Source organism: Metapseudomonas boanensis (genome assembly GCF_018704125.1).
Lineage (GTDB): Bacteria > Pseudomonadota > Gammaproteobacteria > Pseudomonadales > Pseudomonadaceae > Metapseudomonas > Metapseudomonas boanensis.
This window is the reverse complement of record NZ_JAGTIS010000012.1, coordinates 1-26,104: the sequence shown is the minus strand read 5'-3', so window position 1 is coordinate 26,104 and position 26,104 is coordinate 1. Positions and strand designations below refer to the sequence as shown.

Annotated in this window: 22 protein-coding genes and 2 pseudogenes; 10 read left to right on the top strand and 14 right to left on the bottom strand. The window is 61.5% G+C overall.

Going from position 1 to position 26,104, the window contains the following annotated elements; all coding sequences use genetic code 11:
- Positions 1-7: 7 nt before the first annotated feature.
- The 10 genes and pseudogenes from ppsA to J7302_RS19445 all read left to right on the top strand — a co-directional run.
- The gene (gene ppsA / locus J7302_RS19490) at positions 8-2,377 is read left to right on the top strand and encodes a phosphoenolpyruvate synthase (RefSeq protein ID WP_215378489.1); all 2,370 of its coding nucleotides are present in this window, start codon (positions 8-10) and stop codon (positions 2,375-2,377) included.
- Between the two features lie 127 nt (positions 2,378-2,504).
- Positions 2,505-3,488, top strand: a complete 984-nt coding sequence (locus J7302_RS19485; RefSeq protein WP_215378486.1) for an alpha/beta fold hydrolase — start codon at positions 2,505-2,507, stop codon at positions 3,486-3,488.
- Between the two features lie 79 nt (positions 3,489-3,567).
- On the top strand, positions 3,568-3,867 hold the full coding sequence (locus J7302_RS19480; protein ID WP_215378484.1) for a Rieske (2Fe-2S) protein: 300 nt from the start codon (positions 3,568-3,570) through the stop codon (positions 3,865-3,867).
- A 20-nt stretch (positions 3,868-3,887) separates the two neighbouring features.
- Positions 3,888-4,376 (top strand): ribonuclease E activity regulator RraA, encoded by a 489-nt coding sequence (gene rraA, locus J7302_RS19475; protein WP_215378482.1) that lies wholly within the window; start codon positions 3,888-3,890, stop codon positions 4,374-4,376.
- A gap of 47 nt (positions 4,377-4,423) precedes the next feature.
- On the top strand, positions 4,424-5,419 hold the full coding sequence (locus J7302_RS19470; RefSeq protein WP_215378480.1) for a CorA family divalent cation transporter: 996 nt from the start codon (positions 4,424-4,426) through the stop codon (positions 5,417-5,419).
- 48 nt (positions 5,420-5,467) lie between these two features.
- Complete coding sequence (locus tag J7302_RS19465; protein ID WP_215378478.1) at positions 5,468-5,719, top strand: CrfX protein; 252 nt, start codon at positions 5,468-5,470, stop codon at positions 5,717-5,719.
- Positions 5,720-5,721: 2 nt separating this feature from the next.
- Positions 5,722-6,546 (top strand): mechanosensitive ion channel family protein, encoded by an 825-nt coding sequence (locus J7302_RS19460; RefSeq protein WP_215378476.1) that lies wholly within the window; start codon positions 5,722-5,724, stop codon positions 6,544-6,546.
- Positions 6,547-6,642: 96 nt separating this feature from the next.
- A complete protein-coding gene (sigX, locus tag J7302_RS19455; protein WP_215378474.1) occupies positions 6,643-7,233 on the top strand; it encodes an RNA polymerase sigma factor SigX in 591 nt (196 codons plus the stop codon).
- Positions 7,234-7,342: 109 nt separating this feature from the next.
- Positions 7,343-8,395: an OmpA family protein gene (locus tag J7302_RS19450; protein ID WP_215378472.1), complete on the top strand. Its 1,053-nt coding sequence runs from the start codon at positions 7,343-7,345 to the stop codon at positions 8,393-8,395.
- Positions 8,396-8,836: 441 nt separating this feature from the next.
- Positions 8,837-9,151: pseudogene (locus tag J7302_RS19445) on the top strand (transposase family protein); the annotation flags it as partial.
- A gap of 227 nt (positions 9,152-9,378) precedes the next feature.
- Here the strand turns inward: J7302_RS19445 and cobA are convergent.
- The 14 genes and pseudogenes from cobA to J7302_RS26615 form a co-directional block, all read right to left on the bottom strand.
- Positions 9,379-10,116 carry a uroporphyrinogen-III C-methyltransferase gene (cobA, locus tag J7302_RS19440; RefSeq protein ID WP_215378469.1) on the bottom strand — a complete coding sequence of 246 codons (738 nt, stop codon included), beginning with the start codon at positions 10,114-10,116 and terminating at the stop codon, positions 9,379-9,381.
- Positions 10,117-10,126: 10 nt separating this feature from the next.
- Positions 10,127-12,859, bottom strand: coding sequence for a nitrate reductase (locus J7302_RS19435; RefSeq protein ID WP_215378467.1), 2,733 nt, complete (start codon positions 12,857-12,859; stop codon positions 10,127-10,129).
- Between the two features lie 132 nt (positions 12,860-12,991).
- Positions 12,992-14,245 (bottom strand): annotated as a pseudogene (locus tag J7302_RS19430) (NAD(P)/FAD-dependent oxidoreductase); the annotation flags it as partial.
- Between the two features lie 262 nt (positions 14,246-14,507).
- Positions 14,508-16,178 (bottom strand): bifunctional protein-serine/threonine kinase/phosphatase, encoded by a 1,671-nt coding sequence (locus J7302_RS19425; RefSeq protein WP_215378465.1) that lies wholly within the window; start codon positions 16,176-16,178, stop codon positions 14,508-14,510.
- A 94-nt stretch (positions 16,179-16,272) separates the two neighbouring features.
- Positions 16,273-17,484, bottom strand: a complete 1,212-nt coding sequence (locus J7302_RS19420) for an MFS transporter (protein WP_215378463.1) — start codon at positions 17,482-17,484, stop codon at positions 16,273-16,275.
- Between the two features lie 420 nt (positions 17,485-17,904).
- Entirely contained in the window at positions 17,905-18,348 is a 444-nt protein-coding gene (locus J7302_RS19415) for a thioesterase family protein (RefSeq protein ID WP_215378771.1), read from the bottom strand.
- A 163-nt stretch (positions 18,349-18,511) separates the two neighbouring features.
- The gene (locus J7302_RS19410) at positions 18,512-19,198 is read right to left on the bottom strand and encodes a polysaccharide lyase family 7 protein (protein ID WP_215378461.1); all 687 of its coding nucleotides are present in this window, start codon (positions 19,196-19,198) and stop codon (positions 18,512-18,514) included.
- A gap of 286 nt (positions 19,199-19,484) precedes the next feature.
- Positions 19,485-20,138, bottom strand: coding sequence for a hypothetical protein (locus tag J7302_RS19405; RefSeq protein WP_215378459.1), 654 nt, complete (start codon positions 20,136-20,138; stop codon positions 19,485-19,487).
- 462 nt (positions 20,139-20,600) lie between these two features.
- Positions 20,601-21,839 carry an alanine transaminase gene (alaC, locus tag J7302_RS19400; RefSeq protein WP_215378456.1) on the bottom strand — a complete coding sequence of 413 codons (1,239 nt, stop codon included), beginning with the start codon at positions 21,837-21,839 and terminating at the stop codon, positions 20,601-20,603.
- Positions 21,840-21,974: 135 nt separating this feature from the next.
- Positions 21,975-23,348, bottom strand: coding sequence for a pyridoxal phosphate-dependent decarboxylase family protein (locus tag J7302_RS19395; protein ID WP_215378454.1), 1,374 nt, complete (start codon positions 23,346-23,348; stop codon positions 21,975-21,977).
- A 162-nt stretch (positions 23,349-23,510) separates the two neighbouring features.
- The gene (locus J7302_RS19390; RefSeq protein ID WP_215378452.1) at positions 23,511-24,089 is read right to left on the bottom strand and encodes an ANTAR domain-containing response regulator; all 579 of its coding nucleotides are present in this window, start codon (positions 24,087-24,089) and stop codon (positions 23,511-23,513) included.
- Between the two features lie 21 nt (positions 24,090-24,110).
- Positions 24,111-25,325, bottom strand: a complete 1,215-nt coding sequence (locus J7302_RS19385) for a CmpA/NrtA family ABC transporter substrate-binding protein (RefSeq protein ID WP_215378449.1) — start codon at positions 25,323-25,325, stop codon at positions 24,111-24,113.
- 197 nt (positions 25,326-25,522) lie between these two features.
- Positions 25,523-25,732, bottom strand: coding sequence for a YgdI/YgdR family lipoprotein (locus J7302_RS19380; RefSeq protein WP_215378447.1), 210 nt, complete (start codon positions 25,730-25,732; stop codon positions 25,523-25,525).
- 216 nt (positions 25,733-25,948) lie between these two features.
- Positions 25,949-26,104 (bottom strand): hypothetical protein (locus J7302_RS26615; RefSeq protein ID WP_251702168.1); only part of this gene is annotated, 156 nt, incomplete at its 5' end.

Below are 26,104 nucleotides of genomic sequence, written 5' to 3'. Positions count from 1 at the left end.
GATCACCTTGGTAGAGTACGTAGTTTCCCTCGATAAGCTCGGCGTCCACGATGTTGAGCATGTGGGGGGCAAGAACGCATCCCTGGGCGAGATGATCAGCAATCTGGCTGGCGCCGGTGTTTCTGTCCCCGGTGGTTTCGCCACGACCGCCCAGGCCTACCGTGACTTCCTCGAGCAGAGCGGCCTGAACGACCGTATCCATGCTGCCTTGGATCAGCTCGATGTGGATGACGTCAATGCCCTCGCAAAGACCGGCGCGGAGATCCGCGGCTGGGTGATGGATGCCGAGTTTCCTGCGCGTCTGGATGCGGAAATCCGCACTGCCTTCGCCGAACTGGCCCAGGGCAACGACAACCTGGCTGTAGCCGTTCGCTCTTCCGCTACCGCCGAAGACCTGCCGGACGCTTCCTTTGCCGGTCAGCAGGAAACTTTCCTCAATATCCGCGGCGTGGATAACGTGATCCGCGCAGCCAAGGAGGTATTCGCCTCCCTGTTCAACGACCGAGCCATTGCTTACCGCGTGCATCAGGGCTTCGATCACAAGCTCGTCGCCCTGTCCGCCGGCGTGCAGCGCATGGTCCGCTCCGAAACCGGCACCGCCGGCGTCATGTTCACCCTGGACACCGAGTCCGGCTTCCGTGACGTGGTTTTCATCACTGCCGCTTATGGCCTGGGTGAAACCGTCGTACAAGGCGCCGTGAACCCGGACGAGTTCTACGTGCACAAGTCGACCCTTGAGGCGGGCCGTCCCGCGATCCTGCGCCGTAACCTGGGCAGCAAGGCCATCAAGATGATCTATGGCGAGGAGGCAAAGGCCGGCAAATCGGTCAAGACCGTCGAGGTGGATCGTGCCGATCGTGCCCGTTTCGCCCTGTCTGACGCCGAGGTCACCGAGCTGGCCAAACAGGCGCTGATCATCGAGAAGCACTACGGCCGCCCGATGGACATCGAGTGGGCCAAGGACGGTGACGACGGCAAACTGTACATCGTCCAGGCTCGTCCCGAGACCGTGAAGAGTCGCGCCAGCGCCACCGTCATGGAGCGCTACCTGCTGAAGGAAAAGGGCAAGGTTCTGGTCGAAGGCCGTGCTATTGGCCAGCGCATTGGTGCCGGCCCGGTGAAGGTGATCCACGACGTTTCCGAGATGGACAAGGTCCAGCCGGGTGACGTGCTGGTCTCCGACATGACTGACCCGGACTGGGAGCCGGTGATGAAGCGCGCCAGCGCCATCGTCACCAATCGCGGGGGGCGAACCTGCCACGCTGCGATCATCGCTCGTGAGCTGGGTATTCCGGCTGTTGTGGGTTGCGGCAACGCCACTCATGTCCTGCAGGATGGCCAGGGCGTTACCGTTTCCTGTGCCGAAGGTGATACCGGCTTCATATTCGAAGGCCAGCTGGGTTTCGACATTCGTAAGAACTCGGTCGATGCCATGCCCGAGCTGCCGTTCAAGATCATGATGAACGTCGGTAACCCGGACCGCGCTTTCGACTTCGCCCAACTGCCGAACGAAGGCGTTGGCTTGGCCCGACTGGAATTCATCATCAACCGCATGATCGGCGTGCACCCCAAGGCCTTGCTCAACTTCGCCGGCTTGCCGGCTGAGATCAAGGAGAGCGTCGAGAAGCGCATTGCCGGCTACAACGACCCGGTTGGCTTCTACGTCGAGAAGCTGGTCGAGGGCATCAGTACCCTGGCTGCTGCGTTCTGGCCGAAGAAGGTCATCGTGCGCCTGTCGGACTTCAAGTCCAATGAATACGCCAACCTTATTGGCGGCAAGCTTTACGAGCCGGAAGAAGAAAACCCGATGCTCGGCTTCCGCGGTGCCTCGCGCTATATCAGCGAGTCGTTCCGTGACTGCTTCGAGCTGGAGTGCCGTGCGCTGAAGAAAGTGCGCAACGAGATGGGCCTGACCAACGTCGAGATCATGGTGCCTTTCGTTCGCACCCTCGGCGAGGCCTCGCAGGTTGTCGAATTGCTCGCCAGCAATGGCCTGAAGCGCGGTGAGAATGGCCTGAAGGTCATCATGATGTGCGAGCTGCCGTCGAACGCCCTGCTGGCCGATGAGTTCCTGGAGTTCTTCGATGGTTTCTCCATCGGTTCCAACGACCTCACCCAACTTACCCTGGGCCTGGACCGTGACTCTGGCATCGTTGCGCACCTGTTCGACGAACGTAATCCTGCCGTGAAGAAGCTGCTGGCCAATGCCATTACTGCCTGCAACAAGGCAGGCAAGTACATCGGTATTTGTGGACAGGGCCCGTCGGACCATCCCGATCTGGCCAAGTGGCTGATGGAGCAGGGCATCGAGAGCGTTTCGCTGAACCCCGACTCCGTGCTGGATACCTGGTTCTTCCTGGCTGAAGGGCAGGGCTGATACCTGGCTTGGCTTAAAGGCTTTGCGAGCGCAGCTTAGGCGCGCTCGACGGCCCTGAAAGCAGGCTCCAGAAGTCATCTCGAAAAGGGCGGGCGTAAGTCCCGCCCTTTTTTGTGCAAGCAGAATCATGCAGAGCAGTAGTGATCTATTTCCCGTTGCGCTGATGAGCGCGGAACTTCGTGGCGACCTGACCGAGGATGTCTATCGTCTGAAGCCAGGCAATAGCCCGGACCCCAGTGTTGAACTGGTTTTGACCCGACTTGGGATATTCGGCCGTGAGAGTGCACGTGGCGCGCCAGTCATCCTGTTGCATGGCAGTTTTTCAAACCGGCGATTCTGGTATTCGCCCAAGGGGATCGGCCTGGGGCCTTTCCTGGCCAGGGCGGGCTTCGATATCTGGATAGCGGAAATGCGTGGGCATGGCCTTTCGCCGCGCAACCAGCACTATCGACGCAATCGCGTGGCTGATTACGCGCGCTATGACTTGCCCGCCATCGCCGATTTCGTGTGCGAGCAGACGGGCGAGGTTCCGCACTGGATCGGCCATTCCCTTGGGGGAACGACCCTGGCTGCGGCGCTCGGTGGGCACTATCTTGGCGAAGGGCAGGTCGCATCGGTGGCGCTGTTCGGAAGTCAGGTCAGTCGTACCTACTGGCCGTTGAAAATGCCGCCGGTGGAGTGGGGCGGTCGTCTTCTGCTCAAGCGCTTTGAGGTGCTGTCCGGCTCTTTGCTGAAGCGCGGTCCAGAGGACGAACCAATCGGGCTTGCCCTCGAGAGTTTGCGTTGGCACGGGCTGTTCGGCCGCTTTGGTGACGCCGAGAGCGACTGGTGGGCGGGCTTGTCCGAAGTGCCCATGCCCGTGCTGGCAGTTGCTGCTGCGGGTGACGTGCAAGATCCCGTCTGGGCCTGCCGCAAGCTGTTGGAGCAATTTCCTGAGGAAAGTCGGCATTTTCTATGCCTGTCTCGGGAGGAAGGTTTTGCCGGCGATTACGGGCATGTCGAAATGCTCATCGGCAAGGATGCCCAGCGCGAAGTCTGGCCGCTCGTTGCGCGTTGGCTTGAGGATCGGCAGCTGCCAGCGCAGATCGGGACGGAAATCGCTGCGGGCTAGCCGAATACGGCGAGTTTTCGATTTCGGCTCACTGGGGCATATGCAAATATGCACAGAACCCCAGGGCGTCGGAGGCTCCATGTTCGTAGCGTTGGAACGATTGATCAATCTGGACGAAGGCTATCGCGGCACTTTTCAGGTGCAGGGTCGTCATTTGCTGTTGATCGTCGTTGATAGGCAGCCGATCCTCATGGAAAATCGCTGCCCACACCAAGGCGCGCCCCTGCACAACGGAACCCTCGAAGGAACGATGCTGCGCTGTTCCCGGCATGGGATAACCTTCGACCTGTCCACTGGTTGCGCCATCAATGCACCCTGTGCGCCTCTTCAGCGACTGTCACTGGCGTACGATGGTGATCGCGTCGGGCTCGATCTGTAACTGCTATCAAGGAGATGACCATGCAATACGTTACCCCTGACTTGTGTGACGCCTATCCGGACCTCGTGCAGGTTGTCGAGCCGATGTTCAGCAACTTCGGCGGCCGCGACTCCTTCGGTGGCGAAATCGTCACCGTGAAGTGCTTCGAAGACAACTCCCTGGTGAAAGAGCAAGTCGACCTGCCGGGCAAAGGCAAGGTCCTGGTCGTGGATGGTGGCGGCTCCCTTCGTCGCGCGCTGCTGGGCGACATGCTGGCCGAGAAAGCGGCAAAGAACGGCTGGGAGGGCATCGTGGTCTATGGTTGCATCCGTGATGTCGATGTCATCGCTCAGACCGACCTGGGTGTGCAGGCGCTGGCCACTCACCCGATGAAAACCGACAAGCGCGGCATTGGCGACCTCAATGTGCCGGTTACCTTTGGCGGGATTACCTTCCGCCCGGGTGAATTCATCTACGCCGACAACAATGGCGTAATTGTCTCGCCCAAGGCCCTCGAGATGCCTCAGTAAGGCAAGTCCATCAGCATCACTTGGAGTTTTTGGGGGCAGGAGTCGTCATGTTCGAGGAGCAGAACGCCCAATGGGGGCTGGTCCATGCCTTTGTACTCGATGGCCTGGGCGGGGCTGCTCCCATCTCCCGGCTGGCGCTGGAGAGTCTGGACCTGCAGCCGGGGCAGAGCCTCTGGTTGCACTGGGACAGAAGCCATCCTCAAGCGCAGCGTTGGCTGAGGGAGCGTAGCGGATTGGCCGAGTTCACTTGTGACCTGCTGCTTGAGGAATCTACGCGGCCACGTTTGCTGTCCCTGCCTGGCGACGAACTCCTGCTATTCCTGCGCGGTATCAATCTGAATCCTGGGTCTGAACCCGAGGACATGGTTGCAGTCCGCATCTTCGCCGATGCGCAGCGAGTCATCTCGTTGCGACTGAGGCCCTTGCACGCCACTGATGCGCTCATCGAGCAATGGGGCCGTGGCTCCGGCCCGAAAACCGGCTCGGAGGTACTGCTTTATCTCGCGGAGCACCTGACGGACAAGGTCGACACCCTGGTCAGTGATTTTGCCGAGCGGGTGGACGAGCAGGAGGAGCACCTGGATGAGGACGAGCGTTTCCGCCCGGACCATGACCTCATGCTCCAGGTGCGCCGCCGTGCAGCAGCCCTGCGACGATTCCTGGCGCCGCAACGCGACCTTTACGCTCAATTGGGGCGCAATCGCCTTCCCTGGTTCGTCGAGGACGATAGCGGGTACTGGAACGAGCTGAACAACCGCCTTACTCGCTATCTGGAAGAGCTAGAGCTGACGCGTGAGCGGGTTGGACTGGTGCTGGAGTCGGAAAGCCGCCGCCAGAGCGAGCGAATGGGCAAGACCATGTATTTGCTGGGTATCACGACCGGCTTTTTCCTGCCGATGAGCTTCATCACTGGGTTGCTGGGTATGAACGTGGCCGGAATTCCCGGTGCAGGGACGAGCTATGGGTTCTACGTCGTTTGCGTCCTGATTGGTGGAATGGTTCTGTTTCAGTGGTGGTTGTTCCGTCGCCTGAGCTGGCTTTGATGTGACCTGCCCAAGGCCGGCTGCGTCTAGCCGACATATCCACGTGAGGTGCGCATGCACGATCCGTTTGAAGAATCCCTGAGAGACCTGCTCAAGGCGCCGTCGTCTGATCATGATGACGATGCGACCCTGGGGCGGGTACTCAAGACCGCCAACCGCCAGGTCGGCGCGGGGGACTTGTTCGGCCTGATGGGGCACTGGCTAGAGGCCATGATGATTGCCCTGAACAATGGTTCACCTCACCTGGCGCCTGTTTCGCGCCGTAATGCTCCTGACCGCTCTGCAGATAAGGCTGATTGAACATGGAATTCGACCCCTGGACCCAAGGACTCGTTAACGCCATGACCTCGGTGTGGGCACCGGTGGCTGGCTTCATTCCGCGTCTTTTCGGCGCGCTGGTCGTAGTCCTGCTCGGTTTCGTGGTGGCCAAGCTGCTCGATACGCTGCTGTCGAAGCTGCTCGCCAAGGTCGGGCTTGATCGCCTGATGGGCGGCACCGGCCTGACCAAGATGATTGCCCGTGCCGGTATCCAGGTCCCGGTTTCCACCTTGATCGGCAAGATCGTCTACTGGTTCGTCTTGCTGATCTTCCTGGTGTCCGCTGCCGAATCCCTGGGCCTGGATCGAGTGTCGGCGACTCTGGATGTGCTGGCCCTATATCTGCCCAAGGTTCTTGGCGCTGCCCTGGTATTGCTGGCTGGCGTATTGCTGGCCCAGTTGCTCAGCGGCGTGGTGCGCGGTGCGGCAGAGGGTGTTGGCCTTGAGTACGCACACGGCCTTGGGCGCCTCGCCCAGGGCCTGGTCATCATCATCAGCATTTCAGTGGCCATCGGTCAGCTCGAGGTCAAGACCGACCTGCTGAACAACGTCATCGCTATCGTGCTGATTTCCATCGGATTGGCGGCTGCCCTGGCGTTGGGATTGGGAAGTCGCGAGATCGCAGGCCAGATCCTGGCCGGCATCTACGTGCGAGAACTTTATCAGGTCGGGCAACAAGTCAAGATCGGCGATGTCGAAGGGCAGATCGAAGAGATCGGCACGGTGAAAACGCTCCTGCTTACCGAGGATGGTGAGCTGGTTTCGCTGTCGAACCGCGCATTACTTGATCAACGGGTAACCAGCCGCTAACACGACGGCATTTCCCTGCTAATGTATGCCGCCAGAATTGGAGCGCGAACGTTCGTGCTCCGGCGGCTTTTGACCTGACTGTCGGCCCGACCCGCTTTGAACAAGCCCCAATCGCTGTCCTTGCGCTATGACCCACGCGAGCTTTCTGACGAGGAGCTGGTGGAGCGTGCGCACGTCGAGCTGTTTCACGTCACGCGCGCTTATGAAGAGTTGATGCGACGTTATCAGCGCACTCTTTTCAACGTTTGCGCTCGTTATTTAGGGAACGATCGTGATGCGGATGATGTCTGTCAGGAGGTCATGCTGAAGGTTCTGTACGGCCTGAAGAACTTCGAGGGCAAGTCCAAGTTCAAGACATGGTTGTATAGCATCACGTACAACGAGTGCATTACCCAGTATCGGAAAGAGCGGCGAAAGCGTCGTCTGCTAGATGCTCTGAGTCTTGATCCGCTTGAGGAAGCCTCTGAAGAAAAGTCTCCCAAGGTCGAGGAGCGTGGCGGCCTAGAACGTTGGCTTGTACATGTCAATCCCATTGACAGAGAAATCCTGGTGCTACGTTTTGTCGCAGAGTTGGAGTTCCAGGAAATCGCCGACATCATGCACATGGGCCTGAGTGCGACTAAGATGCGATACAAGCGTGCGCTGGATCGCCTGCGTGAGAAATTCTCGGGCCTCTCCGAAACTTAGTTTGGGAAAATTATCTCTTAAGGGACGGCAAGTTCTGCTAGACTTCGGCCCGAAGTTGTCCCAGCGATTGATCGACAACTTATTTACCACCAATGATGGGGATTTACGGATGAAACTGAAAAACACCTTGGGCGTAGCCGTTGGCTCTCTTGTTGCCGCTATCTCGCTGAACGCGTTGGCTCAGGGCCAAGGCGCAGTTGAGGTGGAAGCTTTCGGTAAGCGTTACTTCACTGACAGTTCTCGCAACCTCGAGGACGGCAACCTGTACGGCGGTTCAGTTGGTTACTACCTGACCGACGACGTCGCCCTGGCCCTGTCGTACGGTGAATACCACGACATGACCTCCGACGACGCCTTCGCACCGAACGGCCACAAGGACATCAAGGGCAACCTGGCTTCCCTCGATGCCGTCTACCACTTCGGCACCCCGGGTGTTGGTCTGCGTCCGTACGTTTCTGCCGGTTTCGCCCATCAGAACATCAGCAACATCCCGCCGCGCACCGGCCGCGACCACAGCACCTTCGCAAACGTTGGCACCGGTCTGAAGTACTACTTCACCGAGAACTTCTTCGCCAAGGCTAGCCTGGACGGTATGTACAACCTGGACGCCCAGGAATCCGAGTGGATGGCTGGCGTAGGTGTCGGCGTCAACTTCGGTGGCTCCACCAAGCAGCCTGAGCCGGCTCCGGCTCCGGTAGCCGAAGTCTGTGCTGACAGCGACAACGACGGCGTTTGCGACAACGTCGACAAGTGCCCGGACACCCCGGCCAACGTCACCGTTGACGCCGATGGCTGCCCGGCTGTTGCTGAAGTCGTTCGCGTCGAGCTGGACGTGAAGTTCGACTTCGACAAGTCCAAGGTCAAGGAAGAAAGCTACGGTGATATCAAGAACCTGGCTGACTTCATGAACCAGTACCCGGCGACCTCCACCACCGTTGAAGGCCATACCGACTCCGTTGGTACCGACGCCTACAACCAGAAGCTGTCCGAGCGTCGTGCCAACGCCGTTCGTGAAGTTCTGGTCAACCAGTACGGTGTAGGTGGTGAGCGCGTCGAAGCTGTTGGCTACGGCGAGTCCCGCCCGGTTGCCGACAACGCCACTGCTGATGGCCGCGCGATCAACCGTCGCGTAGAGGCTGAAGTAGAAGCCCAAGCCAAGTAATTGGGTTGCGCTTGAGGAAAACCCGGCTTCGGCCGGGTTTTTCTTTGCCTGGAAAAAGATTGAGCCAGGTCGGCCGGTCGGCTTGCAGGGGGGCGACCTGTCCGGTGGAGGCTACCCTGTCCGGCGGGGGATATTGGCAGTGCTCAGGGCCGTTGGGCTTTTCGGGCTCAGCGGAGCACCGCCCAACCTACATGTCTGTTTTTCTGGATGGCTCTTCGTCCTGACGGGCGCTGGCGAGCAATTGCTAGCCCAGAAAAAGCCAATTCACCGCCGGTGATGAAGTAAATTCCTCACCTCGGTCCTTTCCTGGTGGGCGAAAAGGCTGATCGTGCCATAAAAAAGGTTCTTCGCAGAATCGGGGGGGAAGAGCGAGTTGACAGTCGGGGAAGTGGGTAAATTGGCAATCGCCAAACATCCCAACCCCCACCCCCTGCTGTCGCCGTGCATCCTATTGATCTTGCCCCTTTCTGGCCAGGCTACGAGGTCGTCGCCTGTCGCCAATCCACTCACGACACCCTGCTGATCAGTCTTGAGCCCCAAGCCGAGCGCTTACCGATTTGCAGCCGCTGTGCCAAACCCAACCTGTTGATCCACGAGCAGCAGCACATCCGCCAGGTGCGGGATCGTGACCTGCAGGATCAGCGCGTCTTGCTACAACTGCCGGTGCGTCGCGTCGACTGCCTGTACTGCGGACGCGTATCCGAGCGGATCGACTGGCTGGCGCCGGCTTCCCGCCTTCCCCGGAAAGCAGCCTGCAACACCTCCTTGGCGGACTTGTCGGGCGGAGTGAATCGAAGGCGCGCGAAACCTTGTAGGAGCCAGCGTGCTGGCGAATGGCGCATGTTCGCCAGCAAGCTGGCTCCTACAGAGAGAGTACCGGCTATCCGGCTGTCAACTCGCATCTCCCCCAGATTCCGCGATGAACCATAAAAAAGCCCGGCCAAGGCCGGGCAAGCACTACTTCGCAGGAGCGAAGATGGGGACTAGGCGCTCAGGGCCTGGGGCAGGGCCGAGGTATCGGCTGCCACTTCACCGATCACCAGGATCGCAGGGCTCTTGAGCTGGAAGGCCAAAGCATCAGCCTGCATCCGGCCAAGCGTGCTTCGACATTCGCGCTGAAAGGGCAGGGAGGCGTTCTCGATCATGGCGACTGGCATTCCGTCGGACATGCCGCCCGCGAGCAGACCGTTGCGGATGTCCGCCAGTTTGGCCACCCCCATGTACACCACCAGAGTGGTTCCACTCTGGGCGAGGGCATGCCAGTTGAGTTCGCTGTCGTCCTGGGTATGCGCGGTGACCAGGGTCACGCCGCGACTGATGCCGCGCAGGGTCAGCGAAATGCCACAGTTGGTGGCGCCGGCTAGACCTGCGGTGATGCCGTTGATCAGCTCGCTTTCCACGCCATGGGCCGCGAGCCATTCGGCCTCTTCACCGCCGCGGCCGAAGATGCATGGGTCGCCGCCTTTCAGGCGTACGACGGCCTTGCCTTGACGGGCATAGCGCAACATCAACCGATGGATGAACGCCTGGGGCGTCGAACGGCAACCGCCGCGTTTGCCGACGCGGATGACGCGTGCGTTAGGGCTGTGCTCAAGAACCGCGGGGTTGACCAGGTCGTCGATCATCACGATTTCCGCCCGATTCAGTGCCCGTACCGCCTTGAGCGTCAGCAGTTCCGGGTCGCCTGGGCCTGCGCCTACCAACCATACCTTGCCATTCATAACGGTCTCCTCAGGCAAACGCTGCGGAGGGCGCCGCGTGCGCCACCAGCAGTCTCTTGATTTCCGGAACGCAGGAGCCGCAGCTGGTGCCGCAGCCCAGTTCCTGCTTCAGGCTGGCCAGGTCCAGCCCGCGCTCGATTCCCGCGCAGACGGCCTGTTGGCTCACGTTCATGCAGTTGCACAGGGTTTTGCTCGGGACGCTTGAAGCGCCTGCGGCCGAGGGCGGGGTGCTGAGCGGAGCGAGCAGCCAGCGCCGCATCTGCTCGTCCATCTGCCCGCTCTGCCAGAGATCCTTGAGCCAGTGCCGTGCTGCCGTTTCGCCTGCCAGGCGTACGGCTGTGATGCGACCCTGGTCGACGCGCACGCGCTTGCCGACGGCTTGGCTGGGGTCGTCGTAGGCGATGACAGGGCCATCGCACAGGTTCAGATGCGCGTCGATCCGGTCGAGCAGCTCCTTGGCGATTGCGCCATGGTGTGCGGCGCGCAGTACCAGGGCGGGACGCTCCCTGCCTGCCAGACTCAAGCTGGCATAGTCGAAGTCCTCGCACAGAGGGCGCAGTGCTTCGAAGCGTTGCTGAACGTCGCCTTCGATCAGCGCGAACAACTGCCAGGGCAGTTCGGCTTCTTCTATCGCAACGGCCGCGTGCTTCAGTTCCGGCTGCTTTGACAGCGGGTCGAAGGCGGGGAGTGTCAGCACGTTGCAGCCGAGGCCCTTGAGAAAACGGTCGCCCCAATGCATGGGAAGGAAGGCCTCACCGGGCTGGATCGCGTCATCGCTCTGCACCGGCAGGATCAGGCTCGCGCGCCGGCTGGTGACGCGCACCAACTGGCCGTCCTGCAGGCCCCGCTGGTGCAGTTCGTCCGGGTGCAGGCTCAGCATGGCTTGTTCCACATGGCCGAACAGCCGGGCAGCGGTGCCGGTGCGGCTCATGCCATGCCACTGGTCGCGCAGGCGGCCGGTGTTCAGCGTCAGCGGATAGCGATCATCACGTGGCTCCTGTGGTGCGCAATAAGCGTCGGCCACGAATCGCGCACGTGAGCTCGCAGTGGGGAAGCGGCCATCGACGTAGAGCCGTGGGGTGCCCTGGGTGGCCCCCACGGGTAGAGGCCATTGCTGGGGGCCTTGGTTGTCCAGCAGGGCATAGTCGATGCCGGTGAGATCGAGGTCGCGACCGGAGGTCAGCTGCTTGTATTCCTCGAACAGGGCTTCTGCGTTGTCGAAGTCGAACAGGCTTGGCAGGCCGGGGCGGAGTTGGGATTCCAGGCGCTGGGCGAAGTCACAGACGATTGCCCAGTCCGGTCGCGCCTCTGCGGGCGCTGGGACCGCGCGCCGCACATGGCTGACGCGGCGCTCGGAGTTGGTCACGGTACCTTCCTTCTCGCCCCAGCTGGCAGCGGGCAGAAGCAGGTCGGCATAGCGGCAGGTCTCGGTGGTGAAAAAAGCTTCCTGGACCACGACAAAGGGACAGGCTGCCAGCGCTTCGTGGATTTTCAGCTGATCGGGCAGCGATTGGGCCGGATTGGTGCAGGCGATCCAGAGTGCCTTGATGCGTCCGTCACGGACCGCTTCGAACAGTTCGATGGCCGTGAGGCCCGGGCGCACGGGAAGCGAGTCGACCCCCCAGTATTGAGCGACCTCGGCGCGGTGCTCGGCGTTGCCAGCCTCCCGATGCCCGGGCAGCAAGTTGGCCAGGCTACCGGTTTCGCGGCCGCCCATGGCGTTAGGCTGGCCGGTGAGGGAGAAGGGGCCGCAACCGGGGCGACCGATCATGCCGGTGGCCAGGTGGAGGTTGATCAGTGCGCTGTTTTTGGCGCTGCCGGCAGTGGACTGGTTCAAGCCCATGCACCAGAGCGAGAGGAAGGTTGGCGACTTGCCGATCCATTCGGCGCAGCAGCGCAGGTCGCTCTCGGTGATACCGCAGAGTTCTGCAACCGCCTCCGGGGTGCTGTCGGCAGCCTGCGTTTCGAGCGCCTCGAAGCCTTCGGTGTGTTCGGCGATGAAGCGCCGGGCGACCCAGCCTTCCTGGATCAGGATGTGCAGGATGCCGTGGAACAACGCCACGTCGGTGCCGGGACGAATGGCCAGGTGCAGGTCCGCCAGGTCGCAGGTGTCAGTGCGGCGCGGGTCGATGACGATGACGCGCATGTCGGGGCGCTGCGCCTTGGCCGCTTCCAGGCGACGAAACAGGATCGGGTGGGCGAAGGCCATGTTGCTACCAGCAATCAGCACGCAATCGCTCTGTTCGAGGTCTTCGTAGCTGCAGGGCGGCGCGTCCACGCCCAGGCTGCGCTTGTAGCCGACCACAGCCGAGGACATGCACAGCCGGGAGTTGCTGTCGATGTTGTGGGTGCCGACCAGTGCCCGGGCCAGCTTGTTGAAGGCGTAGTAGTCCTCGGTCAGTAGTTGCCCGGAGATATAGAAGGCCACGCTGTCCGGACCGTACTCGCGGATGGTTTCGGCGAAGCGGCTGGCCGCGTGGTCCAGGGCAGTGCTCCAGTCGGTTCGTGCTCTTGCCAGGCCCTTGGCGAGGCGCAGTTCCGGGTACAGCGCACGCGCGTCGATATCGCCGGTCAAGTGCAGGGTGGAGCCCTTGCTGCAGAGCCGGCCGAAGTTGGCCGGATGCGCGGGGTCGCCCTGCACACCCAGGATCCGCTCGCCGTCGTGCTCGATCAGCACGCCGCAGCCAACGCCGCAGTAGCAGCAGGTGGAGGCGGTGGTTTGGGTTTCACTGTTCAGGGACATGTTGAAGCTTCCGTAAGTCTGGGCTTGAAGAGGTATCGAAGCGTCCAATCACGCGCTCAGAGCGGTTTGCTTGGCATGCAGCCGGGCCAAGGTGGCTGTCAGGAGCAAACTGGCCGGGGCCGCCGGAACCATGGGGCTGATACTGGCCTTGCGGGTTTCCTGCGCGTAGGCCGATTCCAGTGACGGTTCGCCAAACATCAGGTGGTCGCGAATGGCGCCGATATCCTGCTGCTCGCGGATCTGCCGGAAGTACCAGGCGCCGTCGGCGATGTCGCCATACAGGCAGGCACCCACCAGCAGGTTGTCCTTGATCACGAGCTTCTTGTAGATGCCGCCAACCGGGTCGGAGAAGGTGATGGTTTCGCAACCCTCGCTGCCCATGAAGTCGCCGGCGGAGAATAGGTCGATGCCGGTGACCTTGAGCTTGGTGGACGTCACCGAACCCTGGTAGCGGGCGAAGCCGAGGCCTGCGAGGTGGTTGGCGCAGACCTTGGCCTGGTCGAAAAGGGGCGCCACCAGGCCGTAAGCGACACCGCGATGGTTGGCGCACTCGCCGATGGCATAGATGCGCGGATCATAGGTTTGCAGCGTGTCGTTGACCAGGATGCCGCGGTTGCAGGGCAGGCCTGCTGCTTCCGCGAGCCGGAAATTGGGGCGGATGCCGGCGGCCAGCACGACAAGGTCGGCGGGTATGATGTCGCCGTCGTTGAACTGGACGGCACAGACCAGGCCTTCGCCGTTGTCGACCAGTTCCTCTGTGTTGGTTCCCAGGCGGAAGTGGATCCCACGGGCCTGAAGGGCCTCCTTCAGTAGGCCGGCGGCGGTTGCGTCGAGCTGCCGATCCAACAGCCAGTCACCGAGATGCACCACAGTGACGTCCATGCCGCGCTGGCGCAGGCCGTTGGCAGCTTCCAGGCCGAGCAGGCCGCCACCGATGACGACGGCGTGGCTGTGGGTACGGGCGGCCTCGATCATCGCGCGGGTATCGGCGATGTCGCGGTAGCCGATCACGCCCTGCAGGCGGTTACCCGGTACCGGAGGAACGAATGGAGTGGAGCCCGTGGCGATGACCAGGCGATCGTAGTCAGCGACTGTACCGTCCTGGGCGATCACCTGGCGCTTGATCCGATCGATCTTCACCACTTCGCGGCCTAGCAGCAGCTTGATGTCGTGCCGCGAATACCAGTCGAGATCGTTGAGAACGATGTCCTCGAACGCTTGCTCGCCGGCCAGTACGGGGGAGAGCAGGATGCGGTTGTAGTTCGGGTGCGGCTCCGCGCCGAACACGGTGATGTCGTAGCGCTCTGGGGCAAGCGTGAGCAGTTCCTCCAGCGCACGGACCCCGGCCATGCCATTTCCGATCATCACCAGCTTGAGTTTCTTCATGCGGGAGGCTCCTGCATTTCAATCGCGCAAACAAAAAAGGCGCCTGCTGTTGCCAGCAGGACGCCTTTGTCCAAGTCCCGTTCGATCGGGAAAGTGCCACTTCGTCGTTGAGGTGGGCGCTTTTGTAGATTGTCGAATCTGTCTTTGCAGGTGCTGTGCCAACTCTGCAAGGCCGCATGGTTATTGGGTTTCACCAGAGGTTCAGTGTTTGCTGGGGCCGCTGGCGCACCTTATTGCAGCCTGCTTGCCCTGGGTTGGTGCGTCAGGTGTTGGCGAGCAGGAAGGCCAGCGCGAGGTTCACCAACAGCGACATCAGGGCGATGCCACGCCAGACCTTCAGTGGTTCTCGTTCCAGCAAGGGACGTGGTCGCGTGTTGAGCGACTTGCGTTCATCCTGTTCGAGCGCCAGCAACCATTCTTCGGCTGTTTCGTAGCGTTTTTCCGGATCGGCACTGAGTGACCGGAGCAGCCATTCATCAATCCAGTTCGGGAGATCCGGACGGTAGCGGCTGGCTGGGGCGGGGGTGCCGAACTTTGGGTGCTGAAATGGCTCGATTTCGCCGTAGGGATAGTGACCGGTTAGCAGGTAGTAGAGGGTAACGCCCGCAGCAAAGAGATCCTGGCGGCTTGTCGGGGCTGCGCCGCTGAAGGCCTCGGGGGCAATGAAACTGGGGGTTCCAGGGAGGCTGTTGGGGTCGTCCTGGGAGATGCCGGGGCAGTAGGCCAGGCCAAAGTCCAGCAGGCGAAGCTCGCCATCATCGCCCCAGAGCAGGTTCTCTGGTTTGATGTCGCGGTGCAGGATATTGCGCCGGTGCAGCATGCCCAGGGCCTTGATCAGCCGGGGTGCGATGTCCAGCCATTCCGGCAGCGCCACTGGCCCACTGATGTGCAGGTGTTCGGCCAGGGTCCGGCCAGGATACTCGCGCTGGACGTAGTAAAGGTGTTGGCGGTGCGGCAGCGGGTGGACTTCCGGAAAGTTCCGGCCGGCGACGCGACGCAGGAACCATTCCTCCTGCATCAGCGCTGGTCCGGCTTGAAGCTCGTCGCGACGGCTGGGCGGCAAGGTTTTCAGTAACCAGCGGCGGGCCTGCGCATCGCGCACGCGGTAGACCATCGACTGGCGGGACTCGGCCAGAAGGCGGTCCACCTCCCAGCCTTCGAAATCCTGCCCGGGCTGCAGCAGAGGGGGCAGCGGCCAGTGATCCAGTTGGGCAAGGGTGTCCGCCAGTCCAGCCTCAGGCAAGTGGTCGACCTGAATCAGCAAGGCGCTGGCATTGTCCTGACTGCCGGCCAGGTGCGCCGCGCTGACCAGCGCCTTGGCAGCGCCACTCAAGTCTGACTCGTCCTGCAGGATGCTCTGGATACCGCGGTCCCCCAGCACCGCCCAGACACCGTCGCTGACCAACAGAAAGCGCTGCTGCTCCTGTAGTTCGCCATCCAGGTAATCCACCACCAGATGCTGGTCTAGCCCCAGCGCACGCTTGAGCACATGCTGCATGCCTGGTTGTTCCCAGACATGGTCCTCGCTGAGGCGTTCGAGTTGGCCGGCATGCCAGCGATAGGCCCGGCAGTCTCCGACATGCGCGAGGGTGAAGCGACGGCCGCGCAATACCAGGGCGGAGAGGGTTGTCAGCAGCGATTGGCCGGCGCCGCTTGCCTGAAGCCAGCGGTTGTGGGCGACCAGGAGGCGATCCAGCGATTGCGCGACGGGCCAGGTTTCCGGCGTGGAGTAGTAGTCCAGAGCCAGGGCCTGCAACGTGGCGCGGGCGGCCAGGCCACCGTCCGCACACTGGCTGACACCGTCGGCGAGAGCGAAGAGGTAGCCCTTGCTCGCTGCAAGTGCCGGGGCCGGGGTGACCACGCGCAGGGCATCTTGGTTTTCGGCCCGGGGACCGGTGGCGCTGGCTTCGCCGAAGCTGAGTTGCAGGGGCATGCGCGCGTCCTGGGGATTGAAGGAGCTGTTGGGCTGGCGTGCCAACCTACCACGTGCAAGCGGCCCGGATCGTTTCCGGGCCGCAGGGCAGAGGTTAGACGCGGGCAGCGGTCACGGCAGCCGAGCCCCAGGTGGTGCGCCAGCGCATTTTCACGCCGTGCAGACCGAACCAGGCGAGCACGCCAAGGCTGGCGAACAGCCACAGACCGAGCTGGTAGTCCCCAGTGTGTTGCTTGATGGCGCCGAGGCCAGCCGTCAGACAGAAACCGCCAATGCCGCCTGCCATTCCGATCAGGCCGGTCATGACGCCGATTTCCTTGTGGAACCGCTGCGGTACCAGTTGGAACACGGCGCCATTGCCTGCGCCAAGGCTGAGCATGGCGACCACGAACAGGGCCAGCGCTGCAGTGGGGCTGGAGATGTGGAAGCCCACGGCGGCGATGCACAGTGCGGCGACGGTATAGACCGCAAGCAGGGTACGGATACCGCCAACACGGTCGGCAAAGGCCCCCCCCAGCGGGCGCATCAGGCTGCCGGCGAAGACGCAGGCGGCGGTGTAATAGCCAGCTGTGACAGGTGCCAGGCCGTATTGGTCGTGGAAGTAGCCGGGCAGGGTGCTGGCCAGGCCGAGGAAGCCGCCAAAGGTCACGCTGTAGAAGAACATGAACCACCAGCTGTCGCGGTCGCCCAGCGCTTTCAGGTAGTCACCGAGGGCCTTGGGCGCCGGGCGGTTGGGCGCGTTACGGGCGGCCAGGGCAAAGATCGCCAGGGTCAGCACCAGTGGGATGAGGGCAAGTCCGAAGACGTTGTTCCAGCCGAACATGGTTGCCAGGCCGGGAGCGAACAGGGCGGCCAGCACTGTGCCGGAGTTGCCTGCGCCGGCAATACCCATGGCCTTGCCCTGATGTTCTGCCGGGTACCACTGGGAAGCCAGCGGCAGCGCTACCGCGAAGGAGGCGCCGGCAAAGCCGAGGAACAGGCCGAGCAGCAGGGCTTGCTCATAGCTGTGGACCCCCATCTGCCAAGCACCGAACAATGCGCAGATCACTACCACTTGGCCAAGCAGGCCTGCGGTCTTCGGCGAGGTGCGATCGGCCAGCAGGCCCATCAGGAAGCGCAGTACCGCGCCAGCGAGGATCGGGGTGGCGACCATCAGGGCACGCTGCTGCGTGGTCAGTTGCAGGTCGGCGGCGATCTGAACACCCAGGGGGCCAAGTACGTACCAGACCATGAAGCTCAGGTCGAAGTAGAGAAATGCGGAGAACAGGGTGGGCGTGTGGCCGGCCTTCCAGAAACTCGTAGTCATCGAACACCTCATCTGCAGTTAGGGGCCGGGAGGCGCGTCCGCCGTGATCGTGGGCACGGCGGTCGTGCCTCCCGGTAAAACGTCGCGCTTGTGGCGCTCCGTTCTGCGGCTGGAGCCGCAGCGGGATTGAGTGAGCTGCATGCGAACGTCCGGATCCCGGCCCGTCCACCGGCCCCATCGCTGGGGCTGAAACGAAAAAAGCGCCGCATCACTGCCCGCATTGATGCGGAGTGACGCGACGCCTTTGTCGTTTGGTCGGGCAGCCGCCGTTGGCTACCTTTGGCAATTGCTGAGCAAGAGCTGGGCCATATTCTGGAAAGGCCTGTTTCAGAGCGGTTTTCGGGAAAACACGGCTTGAGTCGGCTGGCTCAAAAGGGGGCGAAGTGGTCGCGTGTGCACCGAGTTGGGACGGTGCGGGATTCAATCCAGCCAGTTCACCCTGGGAAAGGTGCCGCGGAAGCCGTCGGGCATCGGCACGACGCGGGAGGTTTGATAGTTGAAGAAGACGAAACCGGACTTGGCCATAGCGATGAGTTTGCCATCGGCGGGTCGGCTGATGCGGAAGGTGATGTCCCCACCGTATCTGTTGAAGTCCATGACGCCGACCTCGAACAGCAGCTGGTCGCGGGCATGGGCTTCCGCCCGATAGGTCGTGGCCAGGTCTGTGACGATGATGCCCGTGCCGTCTTCCGTCGCTTCGTTGATGCCGTATTCGAACAGGAAGCGCGCACGGGCTTCGGAGATCATCGAGATCATCGAGTCATTGCCGAGGTGGTTGGCGGCGTTGATGTCGGTAACCCGGACGGTGAGGTGGGTCGAGTAGCAATACTGGTCTTCAGGAAATTCAAGCGACAGTCGGGCCATTGCGCAGGAACTCTCCAGGGGGATGCGGCGGAAAGTTGATTCTACGCCGGCACGGCCCGATTGATGACTCATTCCGCCGCTCAATGGTAGCCCGGGCTTCAGTCCGGGACTTTATCGGATGGAGGGCCCGGGCTCCGTGCCGAAGGGTGCGAGGTGCAGGAAGTCAGCGATGCAGGCCGTTGAGCCAGTAGAAGGTCACCCGCCCACCCTCGTTGCTGGGGCCATAGTTGTCCTGGATATAGGCGCCAGCCTTGAAGTAGAGCTGCTGCAGACTCCAGTAGCCACTGAGTTCGCGGTAGTGATTGCCGTCATCGTCAGGACTGGTGATCACGATACCCAGTTTACCGGTAGGCGTCAGGCGGAAGTCGTAGCCGAAGCGTTGGCCAAGCGGCACATCATCAACCAGCAGGATGTTCTCCACTTCGGTGTCACCGGGACGTTTGCGCAGCAGTGCCTCGATTCGACCTTTGCCGCGCAGGTAGTGGTACTGCAATTTAAGCAGCGGGTCGTTCTGGCTGCCGGGCTCGTCCTTGCTGTGGATCTGGCCAATGATGATCTTGCCTTCGCTGGGCACCTGCTCTACGGAGAGGACGGCACTCAGGTAGCTATCCGAACTGCTGTGGTACCAGTAACTCAGCGTTCCGTCAGCCTGGGTTTCGCGAAGTTCTGTACGGGGATATCGGGCATCCTCGGTGACGGAGCCGGTTACCGGAACCCAGAAAGTGATACTGCCGTCGTCATTACGGCGAAAGTACTGGCTTTCATAGCCGTTATTGAGACGCTCGGTGCTGATCAGGGTTGCCGAGTCATAAGCGGGAACGGTCAGGTTCCAGGTTGTCAGGTCGATCACTGCATTTCCTTAGCGTTGTTTGGAGTTGCAGCAGTTCGTGTGCGAGACAGACAAAAAGTTCTACCGGGTCGACCGACGGATGGTCGCGGAGTTTGGTACGGAAGTACGAGTATTCGTAGGCGGGATTGTGGTCTTATCTATGAAGAGTACTTGCATGTACCCGAAACATTAAAAAGAGTTTATTGCAGGGGATATGAAAGAAGAAAGTCTTGCGGAGAATTACTGAGTGGATGTCGCGAAAAATAGTATTTCTTAATACTGGGCATCCCTGCCCAGTCAGCTCCTGTCAGGAGGCGAGTGCGGGGGCCACTCGAGCGCGAGTGACACGTTCAGCTCGCTTGCTTGCCCAACTGACCAGCAGTGTCATCATGATGAAGCCTGCGCAAATGAACAGCGGGTAAGCAAACATGATTTCGCCAAGGGAGTATTTCCAGCTGAGCGGGCGGGCGATGCCCAGCATGGCCGCATAGAACCAGGAAACTCCGGAGACGACGCCCGAGAATACCGCGAGGGTACGGGCATTCGCTTCCAGCTTGAGCAGCGTGCCAGCCTTGACCAGGGCAGGCATTACAACGCTGTGGAGCAGGAAGCCGTTGATGGTCAGGAGCATTACGATCAGGATCTTGGCCTGGAGTTTGGGGTTGAGGAAATACACCGCGCCTTTGACAGAGTAGTCCAGTAGGACGATACCTATCCCAGTTACCCAGAGTGCCGCAAGTGCAAACAGTACAGTTTTCTTCAGCGTATCAAGATGGGTTTTGTCACTATGAGCGGCGTCGTTGCCTTGTACCAGTTGCTTGATCATGGCGACGTCGCTTGTGAGGACAAGACCGATCGCTACGCAGCAAGCAATAAGGTGGGCATAAACAATACCCATGCGCATTAGTTCCATGGTTGCTTCCTGTTGGAACAGGGAAGTCATCAGATGGTACAGCTCCATGGTTTACCTCTTGTTCTACAAAGTAAGTTGGTGTGCTGATGCAGTAAGGGCACCGATTAGATCTAGTTGCTTACTCGTGAGCCTCTTTGGGCTTTGAGTCATGGTTCTTTGTTGTCACGTCGCACAGTTGCTTTCATGTCTTCATACGCCGTTCCTCCTTTTTTGAGACAAAGAAGTCGCCTGCACCGGATTGGGTGCTTTGGGAATCTCTCCGGACTCAAGGGGAAATAAGGTATGCGCGCCGTAAGCCGACCATGGATGAGAACAGCGCGATGTACTAAGGCTTACATCAGAACCTATTAAGCCCTGTTTTGTTCAAAAAATGATCTAAAAGCCGACGAGTGGTTATTTTTTGTTCTACTCGAAGAGCTGTCCGCGAGGGCGGGAACCCTTGCCAGGCGGGGGGTTCAGGCGAAATGAAGGGAAAATGCGCCCCCTGTGACTCGGGGGCGCGGGTCAGCGTCACGGCTGCTCGTTTTTCCGTGCCCTGGCGGGGGGCGTAAGCAGGCCGTCTGCCCGGAACATGCTCTTGATACCACGTACTGCCTGGCGAATACGGTCCTGGTTTTCGATCAGGGCGAAGCGCACATGGTCGTCACCGTAATCACCGAAACCGAGGCCCGGTGAGACGCAGACCTTGGCCTCCGCCAACAGTTTCTTGGCGAACTCCAGCGAGCCAAGTTCGGCATAGGCGTCGGGGATTTTGGCCCAGACGTACATCGAGGCCTTGGGGTTCTCAACCATCCAGCCGATCTCGTGCAGGCCTTTCACCAGAACGTTGCGCCGCTGCCGGTATTGCTCGGCGATATCCCGTACGCATTGCTGGTCCCCCTCGAGTGCGGCGATGGCCGCCACCTGCAGCGGGGTGAAGGTGCCGTAGTCGTGGTAACTCTTGATCCGCGCCAGGGCGCTGACCAGTTCTGGGTTGCCGACCATGAAGCCAATGCGCCAACCAGCCATGTTGTAGCTCTTGGACAGGGTGAAGAACTCCACCGCGATGTCCTTGGCGCCCGGTACTTGCATGATCGAGGGCGCCTTCCAGCCGTCGTAGACGATGTCGGCGTAGGCCAGGTCGTGGACTACCAGGATGTCGTACTGCTTGGCCAGGGCCACCACACGCTCGAAGAAATCCAGCTCCACGCACTGCGCCGTAGGGTTGGAGGGGAAACCGATGATCATCATCTTCGGTTTCGGGATGCTTTCGCGAATGGCCCGCTCAAGTTCGGCAAAGAAGTCCACACCCGGTACCAGGGGCACGGAGCGCACCTGGGCACCGGCGATCACGGCGCCATAGATGTGGATCGGGTAGCTGGGGTTGGGCACCAGCACCGTGTCGCCGTGGTCAAGGGTGGCGAGCATCAGGTGTGCCAGGCCTTCCTTGGAGCCGATTGTGACGATGGCTTCGGTTTCCGGATCGATCTCCACGTCGTAACGGTCCTTGTACCAACGCGAGATGGCTCGGCGCAGGCGGGGAATACCGCGGGAAGTGGAGTATCCGTGGGTGTCTTCACGCTGGGCGACTTGCACGAGCTTCTCGACAATGTGCGGCGGGGTAGCGCCGTCGGGGTTGCCCATGGACAGGTCGATGATGTCCTCGCCACGACGACGGGCAGCCATCTTGAGTTCGGCGGTGATGTTGAAGACGTAGGGGGGGAGACGATCGATGCGCGCAAAACGGCGCGGAGAACGCTGGTCAGCCATGCTTTCCTCGGATACGTAAGCGCCCGGAACCGTCCGAGCGACGTCAGCCACTGTGGTGGCCTGGCGGGGAAGATAAGCGCAATGCAGGGGCCTGTCGAGTGCTTGCGGCACCTTTTCATGGCAGGCCCTGGCGCTTCAGCTCGCGGGTGAGGCGCTCGCTTGGCGCAGCGCAGCCAGCAGGCTAACCAGTTGTTGGACGTCGGCATCGGTGGTGCGCCATGAGGATAAGCTGAGGCGGAACGCCGGACGCCCTTGCCAGAGCGTGGGCCCGAACCAGACCTCGCCTGAGCGCTGCGCGGCTTCGCGGATGGCCACCGTGTGTGCGTCGCTGGTGGCACGCACTAGCACCTGATTGAGCACAGGACGGTTGAGTACCTCGAAACCTGCTGCGCGCAGCCCGGCCGCCAACTCAGCGGCCTGTCGCAGGTGCCGGTCGATCATCGACCGCAGGCCGTCGCGGCCAAGGGCTGCCAGTGCTGCCCAGATCGGGATGCCACGGGCACGGCGGGAGAATTCCAGGGTCAGGTTCTTCTGCGCGTCGCGAGAGGCGGTGGCGTAGGCCGCATCGCTGTTCATCGCGCTGGCCATGGCGTCAGCGTGGCGGCAGATGGCCATGGCGCCGTCATAGGGGGTGTTCAGCCACTTATGGCCGTCGGTGGTCCAGCTGTCGGCCTGCTCCACGTCTGCCGCCAGCGCCGAACTCGACGAAGCGCGCACCCAGAGTCCGAAGGCGCCATCGACATGAACCCAGGCGCCCGCTGCTTTGGCTCGGGGCATGAGTTCCGCGAAGGGGTCGAATTCGCCGGTATTCACCTCGCCGGCCTGTAGGCAGAGGATAGTGCGGGCGTCCAGCTCCGGGAGCCGGGAGGCATCTACGCGCCCTTGGGCGTCGGTGGGTGCGACTATGAGGCGCCGCATTCCGAAACCGAGAATGCGCAGGGCCTTCTTCACCGTGATGTGAGTGGTTTCCGAGACCACTACTCGAATCTCCGGTGCGCCGATCAAGCCGTCGGCGTCGAAATCCCAGCCTTGGCGGGCGAGCAGGCTACGGCGTGCAGCCGACAGTGCGGCGAGAGTACAGGCGGTGGCGCTGGTGCCGAAGCCCACGGCGCATTGTCTGGGCAAGCCAAGGGTTTCCAGGACCCAGCGGGCTGCGACTTGCTCGATGCGGTGGGCAGCCGGTGAGTTGTCGAAGGACGAGGCGCATTGATCCCAGGCCAGTAGCAGCCGCTCTGCCGCGGCGGCGGCCGGCAGCGTCGCGCCGATGACGAAGCCGAAATAGCGTGGTCCGTTGGAGGCGGTGGTGGCCGGCGAACCCAGTTCGTCAAGCTGGCGCAGCACCTCATTGGCTGGGCGTCCCTCTTGTGGCATGGGCTCGTCGAATCCCCGCAATGCCTCGATGGCTGCCTGGGAGGGGAAGACCCTGCGGCAGTCAGTACCATCGAGATAGCGCAGGGCGCGCTGGTCGGCGTCTTCGAGCAACTGGCGTTCGAGCGGCTGAGTGGTCATCGGGGAGCTCGCAGGCAGTGTGTGGTGCCTACAACCCTAGCGACTACCGTTGACGGCTTGCAGATACACGGCCGTACAACGCAAGCCGTACAGTTTTCCTGTATGACGCGACTGGAGCAGTACAGCGGTGCCGGTCAGCGATACAGTTGCCAGAGTCTGCGGTCAGTGCCCCAGCATCTCGTGCATGGCGATGATCTGTTCGGCTACCTGGATCAGCTTCTGCTGTCGACTCATGGCCTGGCGCCGCATTAGGGTATAGGCCTCCTCTTCGTTGCAGCTTTTCATCTTCATCAACAGCCCTTTCGCCAGTTCGATGCGCTTGCGTTCGGCCAGTTGCTGGTCGCGGGCTGTGAGCTGGGCGCGTAACGCCTGGTCGCTTTCGAAGCGGGCCATGGCGACGTCGAGAATAGGCTGGAGGCGATCGGCCTGAATGCCTTCGACGATGTAAGCGCTGACGCCGGACTGGATAGCCTGGCGCATTACATTGGGGTCGTGTTCGTCGGTGAACATGACGATGGGGCGAGGCTGGTCACGGCTTACCAGTACGACCTGTTCCATGACGTCCCGCCCAGGGGACTCAGTGTCGATGAGGATCACGTCCGGGCGAATTGCCTCGACCCGCGCCGGCAGATCGATGGTAAGGCCGGACTCGTCGATGACCTCGAAGCCGGCTTCGACCAGAGCGGCTCTCAGGCGGCCGACTTTCTTGGCCGTATCGTTGATCAGGAGAATGCGCAACATGATGTCGGTCTTCCCTCGCGGCTACAGGGCCATGGCCTGGGTGCTGCCAGCCAGTGCATGGATCGGGAAGCTGCGGGCATAGCCTGCTGGATCGCTACCGTCCCAGCGCTTGCCGTCGAGCAGTGTGGCGCTGCGCATGGGTTCGGGCACCTCGATGCCCAGTGCTCCAGCGGCCTGTTTGTAAAGATCGATCCGCTGAACCTGGCGTGCGATGCCGAGATAGTCTGGATCGTCACGCAACAGGCCCCAGCGACGGAATTGAGTCATGAACCACATGCCATCCGAGAGGTAAGGCATGTTGACCCTTCCCTGATCGAAGAACCGTAAGGGATGAGCGTCCTCCCAGGCGTTGCCGAGACCGTCCTCGTAGTGCCCCAGAAAGCGTGGTTCGATAGCCGAAACGGGGACGTCGACATAGTCGCTGCCACTGATCAGCTGGGCCGTGCTGCGGCGATTCTCCAGGTTGTCTTCAATAAAACGGCTGGCCTCCAGCAGGGCCATGGTCAGGGCACGGGCTGTGTTGGGGTATTGCTCGGTAAATGCCTGGGTAACGGCGAGGACTTTCTCCGGATGATCGGACCAGATCATCTGGCTTGTGGCGAGGGTAAAGCCTTGGCCTTGCTCCACGGCCAGCGCGCCCCAGGGGCCGCCAGCACAGAAGCCATCGATGCGGGCAGCCTTGAGGTGAGTGACCATCTGCGAGGGCGGCACCACCACTGTGTCGACGTCATGCAGCGGATGAATGCCTTGGGCCGCCAGCCAGTAGTTGAGCCACATCGCATGGGTGCCAGTAGGAAAGGTCTGGGCGAAGGTCAGGCGTGCACCGCCATGGAGCACGTGGCGGGTCAGTGCCTCTGAACTGGTCACGCCGGTGCGCTTGAGGGGTTCCGAGAGGTTGATGGCCTGACCGTTTTGGCACAGGGTCATCAGGATCGCCATGTCGGCAGCAGGGCCACCGATCCCGAACTGGATGCCATAGACCTGACCGTAGAGTGCCTGCGCGGCATCAAGCTCTCCGCCCAGCAGCTTGTCGCGCAGGGTTGCCCAGGATGCCTGGCGCTGCAGATTGAGTGTCAGCCCGTATGGCTGCGCGAATCCCTGAGTGGCGGCGACGATCAGGGAGGCTGAATCGGTCAGGGGCATGAAGCCCAGGTTGAGCATGCACTTTTCCGGGGCATCGCTGCCGGCCACCCAGTCCAGGCTGTCCGATCGTGTAGGGGTCTGCTTATCGGTCATGGTTTCTTGCCACCTAATCAGCAAAATGGCGCCGCCCCAGTGCTGCCGGAGCTGCCACTGGAATCGACGCCATCGTCATCAACCCGCTCCGCCATTGGAGTGAGTATTGGTGAACTGGCTAAAGCAAGCGATGTGCCAGTGGCTCAAAAAAAGAAACCCCGCCAGGGCGGGGTCAAGGATTTGAGGCTGGAGCTACCTCAACGTTCGATGATCTGCTTCACCTGGGATTGGGGAATCTGTTGGGTGCGGCCCTCGTCGTCTTCGAACTCAATCATGCCGGTGTCCCGGTCCAGTTCGGGCTTCTCATGGGTGGTGATGATCTGGCCGTCGGCCGTGGCAATCAGGTATTCGCTGGAGCACGCAGCAAGGCCCAGCGCGAAGATCACAATCAACACCGTCTGTTTCATCACTTAGCTCCGTCACGATTGTCCGCCCTTACATGGAACATAGCTGCTGCAGGTACGTCTGCAAGGCGGGGCGCGTGATTGCTTGCGGCCGGTTGCCACTGGGCTAGCGAAGCCCAATGTTCAGTGGCTCGGGGTCTTGTTGGGCTACGCGGCGTTGCGACAACGACAAAGAAGAAGCCCCGCACGGGGCGGGGCTTCTTCATGGCCGGTTAGGGCTTAGGCTTGAACGACCGGGATCTTGGCGTTCGCAGCGGCTTCCTTGTACTCGGCGATCTGGTCGAAGGACAGGTAGCGGTAGATATCGGCCGCCATGCTGTCGATGTTCTTCGCGTAGGCCATGTACTCCTCGACGGTCGGCAGTTTGCCCAGGAT

Excerpts from the sequence above, each read along its gene's own strand:
- J7302_RS19485 (WP_215378486.1), top strand. The coding sequence starts at position 2,505 with ATGCAGAGCAGTAGTGATCTATTTCCCGTTGCGCTGATGAGCGCGGAA.
- J7302_RS19480 (WP_215378484.1), top strand. The coding sequence starts at position 3,568 with ATGTTCGTAGCGTTGGAACGATTGATCAATCTGGACGAAGGCTATCGC.
- rraA (WP_215378482.1), top strand. The coding sequence starts at position 3,888 with ATGCAATACGTTACCCCTGACTTGTGTGACGCCTATCCGGACCTCGTG.
- J7302_RS19470 (WP_215378480.1), top strand. The coding sequence starts at position 4,424 with ATGTTCGAGGAGCAGAACGCCCAATGGGGGCTGGTCCATGCCTTTGTA.
- J7302_RS19460 (WP_215378476.1), top strand. The coding sequence starts at position 5,722 with ATGGAATTCGACCCCTGGACCCAAGGACTCGTTAACGCCATGACCTCG.
- J7302_RS19450 (WP_215378472.1), top strand. The coding sequence starts at position 7,343 with ATGAAACTGAAAAACACCTTGGGCGTAGCCGTTGGCTCTCTTGTTGCC.
- cobA (WP_215378469.1), bottom strand. The coding sequence starts at position 10,116 with ATGAATGGCAAGGTATGGTTGGTAGGCGCAGGCCCAGGCGACCCGGAA.
- J7302_RS19435 (WP_215378467.1), bottom strand. The coding sequence starts at position 12,859 with ATGTCCCTGAACAGTGAAACCCAAACCACCGCCTCCACCTGCTGCTAC.
- J7302_RS19425 (WP_215378465.1), bottom strand. The coding sequence starts at position 16,178 with ATGCCCCTGCAACTCAGCTTCGGCGAAGCCAGCGCCACCGGTCCCCGG.
- J7302_RS19420 (WP_215378463.1), bottom strand. The coding sequence starts at position 17,484 with ATGACTACGAGTTTCTGGAAGGCCGGCCACACGCCCACCCTGTTCTCC.
- J7302_RS19415 (WP_215378771.1), bottom strand. The coding sequence starts at position 18,348 with ATGGCCCGACTGTCGCTTGAATTTCCTGAAGACCAGTATTGCTACTCG.
- J7302_RS19405 (WP_215378459.1), bottom strand. The coding sequence starts at position 20,138 with ATGGAGCTGTACCATCTGATGACTTCCCTGTTCCAACAGGAAGCAACC.
- alaC (WP_215378456.1), bottom strand. The coding sequence starts at position 21,839 with ATGGCTGACCAGCGTTCTCCGCGCCGTTTTGCGCGCATCGATCGTCTC.
- J7302_RS19395 (WP_215378454.1), bottom strand. The coding sequence starts at position 23,348 with ATGACCACTCAGCCGCTCGAACGCCAGTTGCTCGAAGACGCCGACCAG.
- J7302_RS19390 (WP_215378452.1), bottom strand. The coding sequence starts at position 24,089 with ATGTTGCGCATTCTCCTGATCAACGATACGGCCAAGAAAGTCGGCCGC.
- J7302_RS19385 (WP_215378449.1), bottom strand. The coding sequence starts at position 25,325 with ATGACCGATAAGCAGACCCCTACACGATCGGACAGCCTGGACTGGGTG.
- J7302_RS19380 (WP_215378447.1), bottom strand. The coding sequence starts at position 25,732 with ATGAAACAGACGGTGTTGATTGTGATCTTCGCGCTGGGCCTTGCTGCG.